Raw genomic sequence first — 15,100 nt, 5'->3', positions numbered from 1 at the left:
GGAATATTTTCTGTTTGTCATTGGTGTTTCCCCCTTGTAATTAGAGTATATCACTTTCAAACTTTTTCTCCAATTCTATTAGGGGGCTATATAGCCTTTACCTTCTTAATTTCCCCTGCTTTAATTAATCCATATTCGGTTGTAAGTGGGCCAATGATTTCAGTTATAAAGGAAGTGAATAGAATTATATTCAAAATAAGCATTGAAACCTGAGAAGCCTCTCCAGGAAGATGAATAAAATCTCTCTGTATAATAAATGCCAGGTCAATGGCAACACCAATTTGAGGAAGCAGACCAAATCCTAAATACTTCTGCACTTCAGGCGGTGCAGATGAAACTTTAGCTCCAAGATATGAGCCTCCTAGTTTTCCTGTGATTCTTGCTGCTGTATAGATTACAGCAATGATTAAGAATTTCAAGTTGAGTAAATTGCTTATCTGTATTTTTGTACCTGCTAAAATAAAGAAAGCAGCAAATAACGGTACAGTAAGTATATCAATTTTTTCTGATATTTCCAGTCTTTTTACTGCAAAATTTCGGTATGCAAATCCCACTGATATATTTGTTATGAGTGGTGAAATATGTAAGAACACTGCCAGAGCTGATGAACCAAAAATAGTTGCCAGTATCAGCAGAACTTTTCTGCTTTCTGAAGCACAATTTGCCATCATTCTTTGTGAAATATATCCTATTATGATTCCTATAATTATAGCACTCAATATTTTAAATAATGGTAAAATAAATATACTAATAAAACCTATTTTTTCTCCAGGAGTTGCTGTTGTAAGTGCAAAAGGTTCCATAAATGTAAATATAATTAAAGCAAGTGCTTCATCAAGTGCTAATACAACCATCAGTGTTGCTGATAATTCTCCCTGCAGACTGAAATCTCTCAGAACCATTACTGTAGCTGCTGGTGCAGTTGCTGTTGCAATTGTTCCAAGTAAAATAGCTACAAAAAGCGGCTGCCCAATAGCCAGCATAGCTCCAGAAACTAGGACAAAGGCTCCAATTAATTCTAAAAGTACAATTGCAGTAAATTCTAATTCCAGACGCCTAAGAACCTTAAAGGAAAGTGAAGTACCTATTGAAAAAGAAATAAATGAAACAGCAAGAACAGTTATAAAATTAAAGGTATTTAATAGATAATCATACCAGGCAACAAATTCCTTTGACAAAAAAGGAAGCTGTTTTACAACACTAATACTGCAGACTGTTCCCAAAACTATATACCCAACTACACTTGGAATTCTAAAATTTTCAGTAATAGTACGTATTATATAAGCAAACAACATCAGCAGTCCTATAACATATATTAATTTGTGACTTTTATGATTAAGCATTAACCAGTACTGTAAATCATGTAAATTTTCCAGCATCAAATATTCCATATCTGCCTCCTACTACAAATCATATCTTATTCTCTCTTATTATATAATTCTTAAAAATTGTTTTAATTCCTTTATTGATATTAAAATAAATAATATATTTTAAATTTTAGAAATTAGCAAAAAACAGTTTTTAAAATTTTATTCATGATGAAATCTCTTTTTTACAACATAATTTAAAAATGGGAAACTCCTTTTTAAAAGCTAATAGAACTAAATATACTGTTATTATATACCGATTTATCGACAAAAAGATGAGGATATCTCCTCATCTTTTTTCTCTAACAGTAAAACTTATTTTATTAAAATCGCTTTCTTTTAAATTTTCAATCAGAGAAACTATATATTGAAAGTCAGTTTTTTTATCAGCATATATTTTTACTGTTTTTTCTTTATTTACTTGAATTGAATTTCTTAAAAAATTTTCTAATTCTTCACCGGTAAATTCTTTATTCTGAAAAATAATTTTATTATCTGCCGTTAAAAATAATTTAATTATCTGCTGTTCCTGCTGTTCACCAATATTACTGTCCGGCAGATTGATATTGTATACTGCTTCTTCTCCCTGCAGAGTTGAAGAGACAAGAAAAAAAATTAATAACAGAAAAACTATATCTATCATTGGAGCAAGATTGCTTCCACTTCTCTTTTTAGATGGTTTATACTTCATCTTTTTTATCACCCTCAGTATTTCCATTAAAAAGCATAATTTCTGTTTCTATCCGCAAATTTTCCAGCTGGGTAATCATTTTTTCGAGCTTTCCATAAAAAAAATGGTATCCACCAACTGCAGGTAAAGAAATAAGTAATCCTGCTGCAGTGGTCAGCAGTGCTTCCGATATACCAACAGCCATCTGTTCAGGACTGCCTCCCAGTCCTAAAACCTGAAAAGTTTTTATCATTCCTGTTACAGTACCTAACAGACCTAAAGTTGGTGAAGCCTGACCAATAAAATTTAGAAGCCCCAGTCCCCTTTCTAATAGAGGCAGATAGTCAAGTTCTGCACTATCCATCAGTAGATTAAATTCTTTTCTATTATGAGGGGATTTTTGGAAAACAGAATTATATATTTTTGAAGCTGAGCCACTTTTTTTGTTAATAATGTTGTCATTTTTATATTTACCAGCTGCATAATTTTTTATATGTTTGAGATATTTTTCTTTGTCAATTCTTTTGTAGTTGATCAAGAAAATTATAGTTCTTTCTATTAATATAAATATTGTTAAAAAAGCTGAGATCAGTAATGGATATGAAACTGGCCCGGCTTTTGCAATAAATTCTGAAATCATAAATATTCCTCCCAATTAATCTGTGAGTTCAAATTTTAATGGTAAAATAATTTTAACACTTATTTTTTCCCCATTCAATACAGCAGGTTTAAAATCCCAGCTAGAAACAGATTTTAATGCTGCCTTATCAAAACTTTCATAACCAGAACTCTCATAGATTTCTATATTTTTTGTGCTGCCATTTTTATCAATTATTAACTGCAGAAGTACCGTACCTTCTATGTTTCTTCTGCGGAGATTTTCGGGATAGTTTGGTCGGCTGTATCCGGCAATCACAGGTTTTTCAATATTTTTGTTATTTTCACCAGTTAAATCATAGACTTTATTTGAGCTGGTATTCTTATTACTGTTATCTTTAGCCTGAATATATTTACTATTTTTTTGTTTATTAATATGGCTATTATTTTTGGGTTTTATTTTCTGTTCTCCATTATTGCTTTTTTCTAATGACTTTTTTTTATTGTCCATACTGCTGTTATTTTCAGCAGCTGTTTTGGATTTTTTATTATTTTTTTCAGAAACTTCCTCTTTTTTTAAATCTGAAATAAATTTATCTAAATCAAATTTTTCATTTTCTTTATTGATATCAGTTTTATCCTCTGCATTTTTGTCATTATTATTTTTTTCTTTTTCTAACTCATTAAGCCAGGCTGGTTTATCGGCTGGTTCAGGTTTTTGTGTATCGATATTTTTTTCTTTGTTTTTTTCTTTATTTTCCTCTGTTTTCTTATTTAACACTTTATCTTTCTTATCTGCAGTTTTTTTTTCAACTACATGTTGGCTATTATTTTCTAAAGCTGTTTTTTTATCTTCGATATTATTTTCTTCAGTTAGTAAACTCTCTACTATATCATTTTTTAATGATTTTTTTTCTCCAATTAGATTGTTGTTTTCAATTTTATTCTGTTCACTGTTCTTTTTGCCATCTAATGAAGATTCTAATGAACGCTCACTTTTTTTAATCTGAAATTCTATATTAATTTCAACTTCTTTTTTATCTTTGACAGGCTTATTTCCTGCCAGGATTTCAAAAGGCGAAAGCTCTAAAAAAACAAGAAGAGATAATGACAGAATCAAGCTTAATATTTTTGCTAATTTATTATATTTGTTCATCATTCATCACCTCTTCTTTTGTTTAACTTTCAATTAAATAGTTTTTATTTAAAACTTGGTGCTTAAAGTAAGCATATAGTTTCTTTCAGGCATAGGATAACCATCAACAACTTCATATTCTTCATCAAAAATATTATTAATTGAAAGTGAAAGTTTATTATCTTCATTGATATTTTTTATTATTTTTAAATCTGAAACAAAATGTGATGGCATATCTTCTTTAGAATTGTAATCTGTTCTTTCACCTGTATAGCGATTATTAAGGATAAATTTAATACTGCTCATCTGATATGTCATATCCATATTTAAAGTATGATAGGGCATATCCCCAATCTGTTCACTGGAATTTTCTTCTTTGGTATCTAAATAAGTATAATTAACATCAAAATCAAATTTATCATTTATTTTTCTTGAATAAAGAATTTCAAATCCATTCATTTCAACATCTGAATCAATATTTTGCGGTATATAGGAACCATCCAGTAAAATCATTTTTTCTACATTTCTATTGAAAAATGTTAGCTCTTTTTTGGATTTTTGAGTTTGATGTTTAAATCCAATATCAAGTGATTCTGCTTTTTCAGGTTCTAAATCTGGATTGGAAAAACCTGGATAATAAAGATCTACAAATGTGGGAGCTCTAAACGATTCAGCAGCATTTGCATTAAAACTAAGCTGATCAGAAATTTTATAAACAATCCCCAGTCTGGGACTAAATTCTGAACCATATACTTCATGATCATCATAGCGGCCGCCTATATTAAATATAGTCTTGTCTTTATAATACATTTTATCCTGTATGAAAATAGCTTTATTGTTATTTTTCTCTTCATAGTCACTAGATTTAGCATCTTTTTTTACTTTGTTTTCTGTTAAATCCAGCCCACAGCTTAAAGTGTGGTTTTTTAAATAATAAGTTTCGTTAATTGAAATTCCTTTTTTAGAAATATCAGTTACTGTATCCCAGCTGAGGTCTGTTAATTCTCTATCATTATTATAAATTGATATTTTTCTATCTTTATTTTCCAACTTTTGATTGAAAGTTAAATTTACATTTTGGTCATTATCTTCACGGGATCCACTTGATGCTGCTAAAAATCCTTCTGGTAAATAATCAGCATCCTGGCCAGGATAATCAGTTTCACTATCATTATTTTTGAATGAAAGTGTAATATCACTATAATTACTTATATTATAATTATATTTCAAAAATAAATCTTCTCTATCTAAAGAACTGTTATCTCTATGACCATCTGATAGTAATTTGTCATAAATTAAAGTTAAACTGCTGTTATCACCGGAAAAGCTGTGAGATATACTGTATTTTTGTGTATCAAAAGAGCCGGCTTCTAATTTTAGATTTGTTTTTTTAAAATCATCCGCATCTTTAGTAATTATATTAATTACACCTCCCATAGCATTTGCTCCATAAACAGCTGAAGAAGGGGATTTTAATACCTCAATTTTTTTTATAAATTCAACCGGAATTGATTCCAGCCGAAGACTGCCGTCATTTGGATTATTATATGGCTGTCCATCAATAAGTATCAAAATCTGTCTGCCGCGCATTCCTCGGATTATGACATCTTTTTGTCCAACAACCCCACCTTTATCTTTAATATGTATGCTTCCTGTGCTCTGCAGCAGTTCTGCAACATTATTTGCTGCAGATTCTTCAATTTCCTGTTCATCAATCACCTCAATACTGACAGCAGTCTCCATAATATCTTCTTCATATTTACTGGCAGTAACAACAACCTCTTTTAGATTAATAACTTCTTCCTCAGCAGCATTTACCGTAATAACAGCTAAAAGTGATAATAAAACTGCTGTAACCACAACTAGAACTAATTTCTTCATAATTTTTATTCCTCCTGTTTTTTGGTTACAGCCATCAAAGACAGTGCCTATAAATACCATAAACAAAAAAAACCGCCCAGGTAATGGCGGTGTCTAAGAGATATAGACAACAACCAACCTTGTCTCGAAGATGGCTGTTTTGCTCTTCAGGCAGGTTTCCTGACTTACAGTTTCACTGTCTTTACCTTCCCCATTGCTGAGTGGTTATTTAAGACAGTCAGCTGATTACAGTGGCGGACCCGTTCAGGAATTTCACCTGATTCCCTATTATCTTCTTTAAAAGAAGCACCTAAAAAGAAAACATATTTCCTTTTATTATTTTATTCGTTATAAAATTTATATTTCCTGCATAAAAATAAAATAAATTAAAAGAAGGATTTTACAATAATTTACATAAATATAATATATAGGAACAAAAAGGGGTGTTAATATGGCTTTACATAATAAAATTGGCAGGTTGGGTGAAGATATTGCAGTTCAATATTTAATAAAAAATAATTTTAAAATTATTGAAAGAAATTATAAAAATAAATTTGGAGAAATAGATATAATAGCTTTAGAAAATAATGTTATACGTTTTATTGAAGTTAAAACGAGAAGTTCAAATTATAAATCTTCTCTTGAAGAAATTCTGCATTACAATCAAATTAAAAGGCTTAAAAATTCAGCTCTTTATTTTATCAGTAATTATCATGATAATCAGAGTTTTTCATTTGATCTTATACTGATAAAAATTAATATTGAAAATAAGAAAATAACTTTCTTTAAATATCTTAAAGACATAATTTATGAGGAGTTGATATAAATGTATGCTGATCTTTATTCTGCAGTTATTAGTGGAATCAGAGCGGAAATAGTTAGGGTGGAAATAGATATTTCCAATGGACTTCCCGGCTTCAGTATAGTGGGATTAGCTGGAAAAACAGTGCGGGAATCAGCAAAAAGAGTACGTTCAGCGGTAGTAAATTCCGGTTTTCACTGGCCGATGAAAAAAATTACGGTAAATCTTGCTCCTGGTGATGTACAGAAATATGGATCTCATTTTGATCTTGCTATAGCAGTATGTCTCCTTATCTGCTCCAAACAGATCAATATAAAAAATAAAAGTAAATACTTATTTGCAGGTGAACTTACTTTAAATGGTGATATTAATCGGGTAAAGGGAATACTGCCGATGCTCCTGGAAGCAAAAAATAAGGGTATCAAAAAAGCTGTAATACCTTTAGAAAATGCTGCAGAATGTAATTTAGTTCAAAATACTGAAATTACTTTTTTGCAAAATCTCAAAGAAATTGATAATCTCAACAATATAAAGGGCAGTAAAACTAAAATAAAAAATAATACATTAAGACTAAACAGAAATAAAATACCTGATATAAATAGTATAAGAGGTCAGAAAACTGCCAAAAAGGCTGTAATGATTGCAGCAGCTGGAAGACACAATCTGCTTTTAGTAGGACCACCAGGCTGTGGCAAAACAATGCTGGCACATTCAATAGTTAAACTGCTGCCGCTTCTTAATAAAGAAGAACTTATAGAAGTTGCTTCAATTTACAGTATTAAAGATAAACTAAGAGATCTGGATATAAATAACAGGTATCGTCCATTTGTTGCTCCCCATCATTCTATTACATCTGCTGGTTTAATAGGTGGTGGGAAAATACCTGTGCCCGGAGAAATATCTCTTGCTCATAAAGGTGTATTATTTCTGGATGAACTTCCGGAATTTAAAAATAAAGTATTGTCCAATTTGCGTGAACCACTGGAAAATAAAAAAATAAAAATAGTTCGTCAGCAGGCAAGTTTTATTTTTCCAGCAGATTTTCAGCTTATTACTGCTATGAATCCCTGCCCCTGCGGATATGCTGGTCTGGATGACAATAGATGCAGCTGTTCAGAGCGAGATATTGCCAGATATCAAAAAAAATTATCAGGAGCACTTAAAGACAGAATTGATCTGCAGATAGAACTTCTGCCGTTAAAAAGTGATGATATTTTTAAAAAAAATACAGAGCAGCAGTACAATTATCTAAAAAAAATTGAACAGGCTGTATTAGCTCAAAAAGATCGATATAAAGATCTGAATATTAGCTATAACAGTCAGTTGAGTATAGAAAATATAGAAAAATTCTGTCCACTTGACAGTGATGCAGAAAATATACTAAAACAGGCTGTAGAAAATTTACAGCTGAGTATGAGGGGTTATATAAGACTTTTAAGAGTGGCAAGAACTACTGCAGATTTAAATAAAAACAAAAATATTAAAAGTAATGATCTTCTGGAAGCAGTTAATCTCCGCTGGTATGCTGAAAAATCAGAAATGCTTCTTTAAAAATTTGATCATAGGATAACCAAGTATGGCAATTACAGCAGCTTCGCTTAAACCAATCTGAATTACATTTAACCAATATGGTATTCCATAAATTTTATATAGATATAAACTTATAAGAAAAGCATTAAATATAATTGGACTCAGATATGCAGTAATACTGTTCTTAAATTTGTATGTTATATAGGCAGCAATTAAAGTTACTAAAGAACCTCCTACAATATCAACAATTCCAAGCCCTCCCAGTATATTGGCTAGCAAAACTCCCAAAAATAGAGCAGGTACTGCTTCTGGAAATATCATCGGCAGAAGAGTTAGAGCTTCTGCAGCACGAAATTGAACAGGGCCAAAACTAATGGGCGTCAATAAATATGTTATAATAACATAAAGTGCTGCTATTGCTGCCCCTCTTGCTATTTTTTTTGTTTCCATATCTTATCTCCTTCCTAAACTTATGCTGGAGCTTATAAACTTTTTCAAAATAAAGCTTAAAAATGAGCTTAAATCAAAATATAAATTATAAATATTATTCTGGAACTCTACCAAATGATTTGCGGTGAATTGGTGAGGAGCCATACTTTTTTAAAGCTTCAATATGTTCTGCAGTACCATAACCTTTATTAGATTTAAAATTATATTCCGGGTATTGATCTGCATAGTCAAATATTATTTTATCTCTTGTAACTTTTGCAATAATTGAAGCAGCAGAAATAGCATTTATTTTTTTATCACCATCAACTACAGTTTTTTGCTCTATTTCTAAATCTGGAATGCCTGTATTTCCATCTACCAGAACATATTCAACATCTAGATTAATATTATTCAAAGCCCTCTTCATTGCCAAAAATGTTGCATTAAGAATATTGAATTTATCAATCTCCTGATTATCTGCTTTTCCTATACCTACAGCTGCTTTTTTATTAATTTCAGCAAAAAGTCTATTTCTCTCCTTAACTGATATTTTTTTTGAATCATCAAGACCATAGATTGGTTTAGCAGAGTCTAGTATTACTGCAGCAGCTACAACCGGACCGGCCAGAGGGCCTCTGCCGGCTTCATCAATACCAGCTATAAATTTATAGCCTATATTTCTTAGATTATCTTCATATTTATTATTTATATGCCACCTTTCTATAATTTTTTTTCTTTTCTGCAGTTTTTTTGTAAGCTGCTGTGAAATTTTAACAACACCTGTTCTTGAATCATTGGCAAGTTTTTGAATTAAATTTTCTGCTGGTTCTTTAGTCTTCAGATACTGCTTTATTTCTTTAATTGTCATTTTCTCAAAATCAGGATACTGATAAATCATCTGAATCATCTCCTGGTTTTTCCAGTGTAATTTTTCCCAGTTTTCCCCTTCGAAAATCATTAATAAGCAGCTGAGAAGCACGATTCCTGTCAACTTTTCCACCACTCATAATACAGCCTCTTTTTTTGGCAATCATAGGTAAAATATCATAGGGATGTTCCTGGCCAAAATCAATATTATAAAATTCCTTTAAAAAATCAGCATTAATATCACGAATAAACTTAATTAATTTATATGATGCAAGTTCGAAATCAAAAATATCATTATCTACCGCACCGGTAACTGCAAGTTTATATGCAGTATCCTCGTCAGAAAATTTTGGCCATAAAATTCCTGGTGTATCGAGCAGCTTAACCTTTTTATCAATATTTATCCACTGCCTGCCTCTTGTTATTCCAGGCTTATCACCAATAGTTACAATTTTACTGCCAGCCAGAATATTTATCAGAGCAGATTTTCCAACATTAGGAACACCAATTATCATGGCTCTGATTTGTCTGGCTTTTCTCCCTTTTTGAGAAAGTTTCTTGCTGATTATATCATATTTATTATTTAAAAGACTTTTTAATCTGGAAGCTCCCTCTCCCGTGATAGAATTGATCAGTACAGCATCTGTCTCTTTATTGATGTGCTCAATCCAGTTTTTATTTAAATTATCATCAGCCAGATCCATTTTATTTAAAACAACTATCTTATTCTGATTCTTTATGATCTCATTCAAATCAGGATTTTTACTGCTTTTTGGAATTCTAGCATCAATTGTTTCAATTACTAAGTCAACTAGGCTTAAATCTTTTTTTAGTATTCTTTTTGCTTTTGCCATATGTCCTGGATACCACTGTATCATAATTTATTAACCTCACATTAAAAAAGGGTGCAGGATAAAACCTCCCCACCCTTTAAATTTAGTCTCTTTTTTCTTTAATTCTAGAAGCTTTACCTCTTCTTGAGCGCAGGTAATACAGACGAGATCTTCTGACATCTCCACGACTAACTACTTCTATTTTTGCTAATTTATTGGAATGAAGTGGAAAAGTTCTCTCAACTCCAATACCTTTTGATATCTTTCGAACAGTGAAAGTTTCGTTAAGTCCCCCACCATTTCTTTTTACTACCACACCTGTATAGTTTTGAAGCCTTTCTTTACCACCTTCTACAACTTTAACCATCAGGCGGAGTGTATCACCAGGTGCAAATACCGGTATATCATCACGCATTTGTTCTTTTTCGATTTCGTTGATAATATTCATTGTAAACCTCCTTCCCAAATAACTATTTTGTCCACCAGGGTGAAGCTAAAAGACGATCAAGTATTATCGATACAGCACTTCGAACAGATAAATGATTAAAATCCCCTCTACCAATCACAGGGTCAAGTATGTAATCACACTGTTCTAAAGTTTCTTCAGTAAGGCCATAGCCTGTTCCAAAAATAATAAGAAAAGGTCTGTCATCTTCTGCAAAAATTTCTCTCATATTGCTGTATGAGACCGAGTTCTCAAATTTTTTAGCATCTGTTGCAATCAAAACGGCATCTTTTTCAGTTTTATTTTTTATACTTTCTTTTACTTCATCCAGTGTTGAAGCTATTTCCAAAACAGAAAATGCTTCATGACGATTATAGCAGTAATCTGCTCCTCGTCCACTGGTCCAATAGCCTTTCATTCTTTCAACAAGCTGCTGCTGTGATTTAAGATGATTGATAACATAGTATTTATTAATATCATAGGTCCTTGCAGCTCTGGCAATATCATGCAGATCATAATTAGTTATTGTAGTTGTTATTTTGTCGCCAAGTTTGTTATATATTGGATAGTGCAGCAGTCCAAGAAAAATATCTGCATCAATTGTTTTCATTAATTTCACCCTTTAATTCTTTCTTTAATTCTTCAATTATTTTTAAATCTTCAGGATTCAGTTCCTTCTTTTTTAACAAATCTGGTCTTCTGATAAGTGTTCGCTTCAGTGATTCCCTTCTGCGCCAGTCCTCTATCATTTTATGATTGCCGCTTAAAAGCACATCCGGAACCTGCATCCCTCTAAATTCACGTGGTCTGGTATAGTGTGGATGTTCAAGCAGTCCTTTATAAAACGAGTCTTTTAAAGATGAATTCTCATCACCAAGAACACCGCTAACCATTCTAGAAACAGCATCTATCAAAACCATTGCAGGCAGTTCTCCACCTGTTAAGACAAAATCACCGATAGATATTTCTTCATCAACAATAGTTTGCCTAATTCTTTCATCAACACCTTCATAACGCCCACATATAATTATTAAACCTTCATTCTGACTTAATTTTTTAACCAGATTTTGATCCAATTTTTTCCCCTGTGGGCTCATGAGAATTGTTTTAGCTGTTTGCTCTCTTTTTTTCGATGCAAACTGCCAGGCTTTATAGATAGGTTGAGGTTTTAAAACCATTCCAGCTCCACCACCATAAGGTGGTTCATCAGCCGTATTATGTTTATCTTCAGCAAAATCTCTAATATTTATTGTTTTAATGTCTATTATACTATTTTCCTGAGCTCTTTTTAAAATACTTTCTGTAAGTGGTCCCTTAAACATTCCTGGAAAAAGTGTCAATATCTCGAAAAACATAATTTCAACCCCTATAGATCCAATAAACCTGTTATCGGTTCAACAATCATTATATTTTTTTTGAAGTTTATGTCAAGTATCATCTCTTTACTAGCTGGAATCATAAAATCTTTAATTTTACCTTTAATTAAAAATATATCGGTTCCTGCAGTATCAATAATATCAGTTAAAATACCCAAATAACTTCCATCTTGTAAATAAACTTCCATATTAATCAAACTGTCTACATAATAGTGATCTTCAGGTAAAATCATTTTTTCAGCTTCAGGAATCAGTACCTCAAAATTTTTGTATTTTTCCGCATCTGAAATCGAATTTACAGATTTAAATTTTATTATTACAAACTGTTTATGAAATCTAATATACTCTATCTGCATTTCAATAATATCTTTTTTATTTTTTAGATATACTTTATCAAGTTCAAAAAACCTTTCAGGAATGTCAGTTAGCGGTTTCACCCTCACTTCACCTTTATTCCCCTGAAATCTGGTTATTTGTCCGACTGTAGTGTATTCATTGTTCAGTTTAATCACCAGCCTGAAATTTATTGAATATCAACTATTACTTTTTTACCTTCCTTAGTTGCTGCTGCTTTAACAACAGTTCTAATTGCGTTTGCAATTCTACCTCTTTTACCAATAACCTTACCCATATCATTATCAGCTACAGATAATTCTAAAATTATTGATTTTTCGCCTTCAACCTGATTTACATGAACCGCTTCCGGTTCGTCTACTATTGATTTTGCTATAAACTCTACCAGTTCTTTCATGGAGTTTTCCTCCTTTTGTTAATTATTATGAAATTTTTCCATAATTCCTGATTGTTTCAGCAAACTTTTTACTGTATGTGATGGTTTAGCACCATTGTTTAACCACTTTAATGCTTTTTCTTCATCAATTTTATAAGAAGCTGGTTCAGTTGTAGGATCATAAAATCCAAGTTCTTCTACAAATGGCCCTTTTGGAGTTCTTCTTGAATCAGAAACTACCAATCTATAAGAAGCATTTCTTTTACTTCCCATTCTTTTTAAACGAATCTTAACTGCCATAAAAAACACCTCCTTTCACTAACCTCTCATTTTATAACGCATTGTCAGGTTAGTACTAGGGCATCGAGCCCGTCGCACTCACTCTCATTTTATAACGCATTGTCAGGTTAGTACTAGGGCATCGAGCCCGTCGCACTCACTCTCATTTTATAACGCATTGTCAGGTTAGTACTAGGGCATCGAGCCCGTCGCACTCACTCTCATTTTATAACGCATTGTCAGGTTAGTACTAGGGCATCGAGCCCGTCGCACTCACCCTCATTTTAATAATATACTTAACCAAAGAACGGCATTTTAAAGCCACCTTTGCCTAATTTACCGCTGTTTAACTGCTTCATCATTTTTTTGGTCTGTTTAAACTGTTTCAAAAGTCTATTAACTTCCTGAATATTCGTTCCACTTCCCTGAGCTATTCTCTTTCTTCTGCTGCCATTGATAACTGATGGATTTCTTCTTTCTTCTGGTGTCATGGAATTAATTATGGCTTCTATATGATCAAGCTGTTTTTCATCAACCTGCATATTTTTAAGCTGTTTTGAACCACTCATACCGGGCATCATTCCAAGCAGCTGATCCATAGGTCCCATATTCCTTACTTGATCCATTTGATCAAGAAAATCTTCCAGGGTAAATTCATTTTTTCTCAGTTTTTCTTCCAACTCTGCAGCTTTCTTTTTATCAATACTTTTCTCGGCCTTTTCAATAAGGCTTAAAACATCTCCCATTCCCAGTATTCGAGATGCCATCCTGTCCGGATGAAACTGTTCTAAATCAGCAAGTTTTTCACCTGTACCAACAAATTTAATCGGTTTACCGGTAACTGCTTTAATTGAAAGTGCAGCACCACCACGTGCATCACCATCAGTTTTTGTGAGCACAATTCCATCTATATTGAGCTTTTTATCAAAGTTGTCTGCTACATTGACAGCATCCTGACCTGTCATCGCATCAACAACTAAAAGAATTTCATCGGGTTCAACAGCAGTTTTAACTAATTTTAACTCTTCCATCATTTCTTCATCAATATGAAGTCTACCTGCTGTATCGAGGATTATGGTATCACAGTTGTGGGAAGAGGCATAACTTAAACTACCTTTTGCTATATCAACAGGATCTTTTTTATCTCCCATGCTGAAGACCGGAATATCCAGCCTTTCACCCAGTACCTGAAGCTGTCTTATCGCTGCAGGTCTATACACATCGGCTGCTGCAAGCAGAGGCTGTTTACCCTTATTGGACAGTATTCGTGCTAGTTTACCGGCACTGGTTGTTTTACCAGAGCCCTGCAGTCCCACCATCATAATTATTGTTGGCGGTTTTGATGAAATATTTAATTCTGATTGAGTTCCCCCCATCAGATTCTGCAGTTCTTCATTCACAATTTTGATAACCTGCTGGGCAGGAGTTAAACTTTCCATTACTTCTTTTCCTACTGCACGTTCTTCAATTTTTTTGACAAAATCTTTTACAATTTTGTAATTTACATCAGCTTCTAAAAGTGCCATTTTAACTTCTTTTAGAGCAGCTTTTACATCATCTTCACTTAATTTCCCTTTACCCCTCAATTTGGCGAGGGTATCCTGCAGTTTTTCTGCTAGACTTGAAAAAATCATAATTTACCTCCTTTAGAGGATCGATTTTATATATTCTAATTTGTCCATAACTTCTTCTCTATTATTATTATTTAACATCTCATCATTTCTCAAAATTTCTTCCAGCTGATTAATATTATTCCTTAAATCTTTATATTTTTTTACTAAACCAAGTTTTTCTTCATATTCTTCTAAACTCTTTTCACTTCTCTGCAGATGGTCATAAACTCCTTGTCTGCTTATACCAATATTTTCCGCTATTTCAGCCAGAGAAAGATCATTATAAAAATAGCTTTCAACTATACTCTGCTGTTTTTTGGTCAAGAGATTTCCATAAAAATCAAATAACATACTTATCTTTAATGTTTTGTTTAACAAAAAAATCACCTGTAAAGTTTATTTACTTAACACTCACAGGTGATAGTTTACAATACTTTTATTCTTTTGTCAAGCCTATTTAATCACTTTTTGACCTTTTTGGCAAGCTCCATACCTAATTCAAAAGCCTTCATATTTACTTCTTCTGTTCCTTTGGGAATTCTTCCCTTAATTGCTTTTTTGTATACA

18 protein-coding genes and 1 riboswitch are annotated in these 15,100 nt (G+C 32.2%); of the genes, 2 read left to right on the top strand and 16 right to left on the bottom strand.

The features are described 5' to 3' along the window. Positions 1 to 86 precede the first annotated feature (86 nt). From DFR78_RS11160 to DFR78_RS11140, 5 genes are all read right to left on the bottom strand, one after another. Positions 87 to 1,391, bottom strand: a complete 1,305-nt coding sequence (locus DFR78_RS11160; RefSeq protein ID WP_233487061.1) for a cation:proton antiporter — start codon at positions 1,389 to 1,391, stop codon at positions 87 to 89. Between the two features lie 265 nt (positions 1,392 to 1,656). Beyond that, positions 1,657 to 2,058 (bottom strand): biopolymer transporter ExbD, encoded by a 402-nt coding sequence (locus DFR78_RS11155; protein ID WP_114458909.1) that lies wholly within the window; start codon positions 2,056 to 2,058, stop codon positions 1,657 to 1,659. Beyond that, positions 2,048 to 2,677 (bottom strand): MotA/TolQ/ExbB proton channel family protein, encoded by a 630-nt coding sequence (locus DFR78_RS11150; RefSeq protein WP_114458908.1) that lies wholly within the window; start codon positions 2,675 to 2,677, stop codon positions 2,048 to 2,050. The genes DFR78_RS11155 and DFR78_RS11150 overlap by 11 nt, the downstream gene beginning before the upstream one ends. A gap of 15 nt (positions 2,678 to 2,692) precedes the next feature. Next, on the bottom strand, positions 2,693 to 3,793 hold the full coding sequence (locus tag DFR78_RS11145) for an energy transducer TonB (RefSeq protein ID WP_114458907.1): 1,101 nt from the start codon (positions 3,791 to 3,793) through the stop codon (positions 2,693 to 2,695). A gap of 45 nt (positions 3,794 to 3,838) precedes the next feature. Then, positions 3,839 to 5,650, bottom strand: a complete 1,812-nt coding sequence (locus DFR78_RS11140; RefSeq protein WP_158531767.1) for a TonB-dependent siderophore receptor — start codon at positions 5,648 to 5,650, stop codon at positions 3,839 to 3,841. 131 nt (positions 5,651 to 5,781) lie between these two features. Continuing rightward, positions 5,782 to 5,958: riboswitch (cobalamin riboswitch) on the bottom strand. Positions 5,959 to 6,080: 122 nt separating this feature from the next. Here DFR78_RS11140 and DFR78_RS11135 point away from each other — a divergent pair. Together DFR78_RS11135 and DFR78_RS11130 are read left to right on the top strand one after the other, a co-directional pair. Further along, a complete protein-coding gene (locus tag DFR78_RS11135) occupies positions 6,081 to 6,455 on the top strand; it encodes a YraN family protein (protein ID WP_114458905.1) in 375 nt (124 codons plus the stop codon). Next, positions 6,456 to 7,982 (top strand): YifB family Mg chelatase-like AAA ATPase, encoded by a 1,527-nt coding sequence (locus DFR78_RS11130; protein ID WP_114458904.1) that lies wholly within the window; start codon positions 6,456 to 6,458, stop codon positions 7,980 to 7,982. Here DFR78_RS11130 and DFR78_RS11125 read toward each other — a convergent pair. From DFR78_RS11125 to ylxM, 11 genes are all read right to left on the bottom strand, one after another. Continuing rightward, positions 7,965 to 8,411, bottom strand: a complete 447-nt coding sequence (locus tag DFR78_RS11125; RefSeq protein ID WP_114458903.1) for a QueT transporter family protein — start codon at positions 8,409 to 8,411, stop codon at positions 7,965 to 7,967. The two genes, DFR78_RS11130 and DFR78_RS11125, sit on opposite strands and share 18 nt — an antisense overlap. A gap of 94 nt (positions 8,412 to 8,505) precedes the next feature. Beyond that, entirely contained in the window at positions 8,506 to 9,288 is a 783-nt protein-coding gene (locus tag DFR78_RS11120) for a ribonuclease HII (protein WP_114458902.1), read from the bottom strand. Next, complete coding sequence (gene ylqF / locus DFR78_RS11115) at positions 9,269 to 10,135, bottom strand: ribosome biogenesis GTPase YlqF (protein WP_114458901.1); 867 nt, start codon at positions 10,133 to 10,135, stop codon at positions 9,269 to 9,271. The genes DFR78_RS11120 and ylqF overlap by 20 nt, the downstream gene beginning before the upstream one ends. Before the next feature lie 58 nt (positions 10,136 to 10,193). Then, a complete protein-coding gene (gene rplS, locus DFR78_RS11110; protein WP_114458900.1) occupies positions 10,194 to 10,538 on the bottom strand; it encodes a 50S ribosomal protein L19 in 345 nt (114 codons plus the stop codon). A gap of 22 nt (positions 10,539 to 10,560) precedes the next feature. Then, positions 10,561 to 11,145, bottom strand: coding sequence for an RNA methyltransferase (locus DFR78_RS11105; RefSeq protein ID WP_114458899.1), 585 nt, complete (start codon positions 11,143 to 11,145; stop codon positions 10,561 to 10,563). Next, entirely contained in the window at positions 11,132 to 11,893 is a 762-nt protein-coding gene (trmD, locus tag DFR78_RS11100) for a tRNA (guanosine(37)-N1)-methyltransferase TrmD (RefSeq protein ID WP_369834972.1), read from the bottom strand. Before trmD ends, DFR78_RS11105 begins: the two co-directional genes overlap by 14 nt. 8 nt (positions 11,894 to 11,901) lie before the next feature. Beyond that, positions 11,902 to 12,423, bottom strand: a complete 522-nt coding sequence (rimM, locus tag DFR78_RS11095) for a ribosome maturation factor RimM (protein WP_255416546.1) — start codon at positions 12,421 to 12,423, stop codon at positions 11,902 to 11,904. A gap of 11 nt (positions 12,424 to 12,434) precedes the next feature. After that, positions 12,435 to 12,662, bottom strand: a complete 228-nt coding sequence (locus DFR78_RS11090) for a KH domain-containing protein (RefSeq protein ID WP_114458897.1) — start codon at positions 12,660 to 12,662, stop codon at positions 12,435 to 12,437. Positions 12,663 to 12,680: 18 nt separating this feature from the next. After that, complete coding sequence (gene rpsP, locus DFR78_RS11085) at positions 12,681 to 12,941, bottom strand: 30S ribosomal protein S16 (RefSeq protein ID WP_114458896.1); 261 nt, start codon at positions 12,939 to 12,941, stop codon at positions 12,681 to 12,683. Positions 12,942 to 13,216: 275 nt separating this feature from the next. After that, entirely contained in the window at positions 13,217 to 14,554 is a 1,338-nt protein-coding gene (gene ffh / locus DFR78_RS11080; protein WP_114458895.1) for a signal recognition particle protein, read from the bottom strand. Positions 14,555 to 14,566: 12 nt separating this feature from the next. After that, positions 14,567 to 14,920 (bottom strand): YlxM family DNA-binding protein, encoded by a 354-nt coding sequence (gene ylxM, locus DFR78_RS11075; RefSeq protein ID WP_233487059.1) that lies wholly within the window; start codon positions 14,918 to 14,920, stop codon positions 14,567 to 14,569. Positions 14,921 to 15,100 lie beyond the last annotated feature (180 nt).

It is taken from the genome of Halanaerobium sp. MA284_MarDTE_T2 (assembly GCF_003337245.1).
GTDB lineage: Bacteria > Bacillota > Halanaerobiia > Halanaerobiales > Halanaerobiaceae > QPJE01.
Note: the sequence above shows the minus strand (reverse complement) of the source record. Positions and strands in the feature narration are given on the sequence as shown.

Bases quoted from the DNA above. Each gene is read 5' to 3' on its own strand.
- DFR78_RS11130 (WP_114458904.1), top strand. From the start codon at position 6,456: ATGTATGCTGATCTTTATTCTGCAGTTATTAGTGGAATCAGAGCGGAA.
- rplS (WP_114458900.1), bottom strand. From the start codon at position 10,538: ATGAATATTATCAACGAAATCGAAAAAGAACAAATGCGTGATGATATA.
- DFR78_RS11155 (WP_114458909.1), bottom strand. From the start codon at position 2,058: ATGAAGTATAAACCATCTAAAAAGAGAAGTGGAAGCAATCTTGCTCCA.
- DFR78_RS11120 (WP_114458902.1), bottom strand. From the start codon at position 9,288: ATGATTTATCAGTATCCTGATTTTGAGAAAATGACAATTAAAGAAATA.
- rpsP (WP_114458896.1), bottom strand. From the start codon at position 12,941: ATGGCAGTTAAGATTCGTTTAAAAAGAATGGGAAGTAAAAGAAATGCT.
- DFR78_RS11140 (WP_158531767.1), bottom strand. From the start codon at position 5,650: ATGAAGAAATTAGTTCTAGTTGTGGTTACAGCAGTTTTATTATCACTT.
- DFR78_RS11150 (WP_114458908.1), bottom strand. From the start codon at position 2,677: ATGATTTCAGAATTTATTGCAAAAGCCGGGCCAGTTTCATATCCATTA.
- ffh (WP_114458895.1), bottom strand. From the start codon at position 14,554: ATGATTTTTTCAAGTCTAGCAGAAAAACTGCAGGATACCCTCGCCAAA.
- DFR78_RS11145 (WP_114458907.1), bottom strand. From the start codon at position 3,793: ATGATGAACAAATATAATAAATTAGCAAAAATATTAAGCTTGATTCTG.
- DFR78_RS11125 (WP_114458903.1), bottom strand. From the start codon at position 8,411: ATGGAAACAAAAAAAATAGCAAGAGGGGCAGCAATAGCAGCACTTTAT.
- DFR78_RS11105 (WP_114458899.1), bottom strand. From the start codon at position 11,145: ATGAAAACAATTGATGCAGATATTTTTCTTGGACTGCTGCACTATCCA.
- DFR78_RS11160 (WP_233487061.1), bottom strand. From the start codon at position 1,391: ATGGAATATTTGATGCTGGAAAATTTACATGATTTACAGTACTGGTTA.
- ylqF (WP_114458901.1), bottom strand. From the start codon at position 10,135: ATGATACAGTGGTATCCAGGACATATGGCAAAAGCAAAAAGAATACTA.
- DFR78_RS11090 (WP_114458897.1), bottom strand. From the start codon at position 12,662: ATGAAAGAACTGGTAGAGTTTATAGCAAAATCAATAGTAGACGAACCG.
- DFR78_RS11135 (WP_114458905.1), top strand. From the start codon at position 6,081: ATGGCTTTACATAATAAAATTGGCAGGTTGGGTGAAGATATTGCAGTT.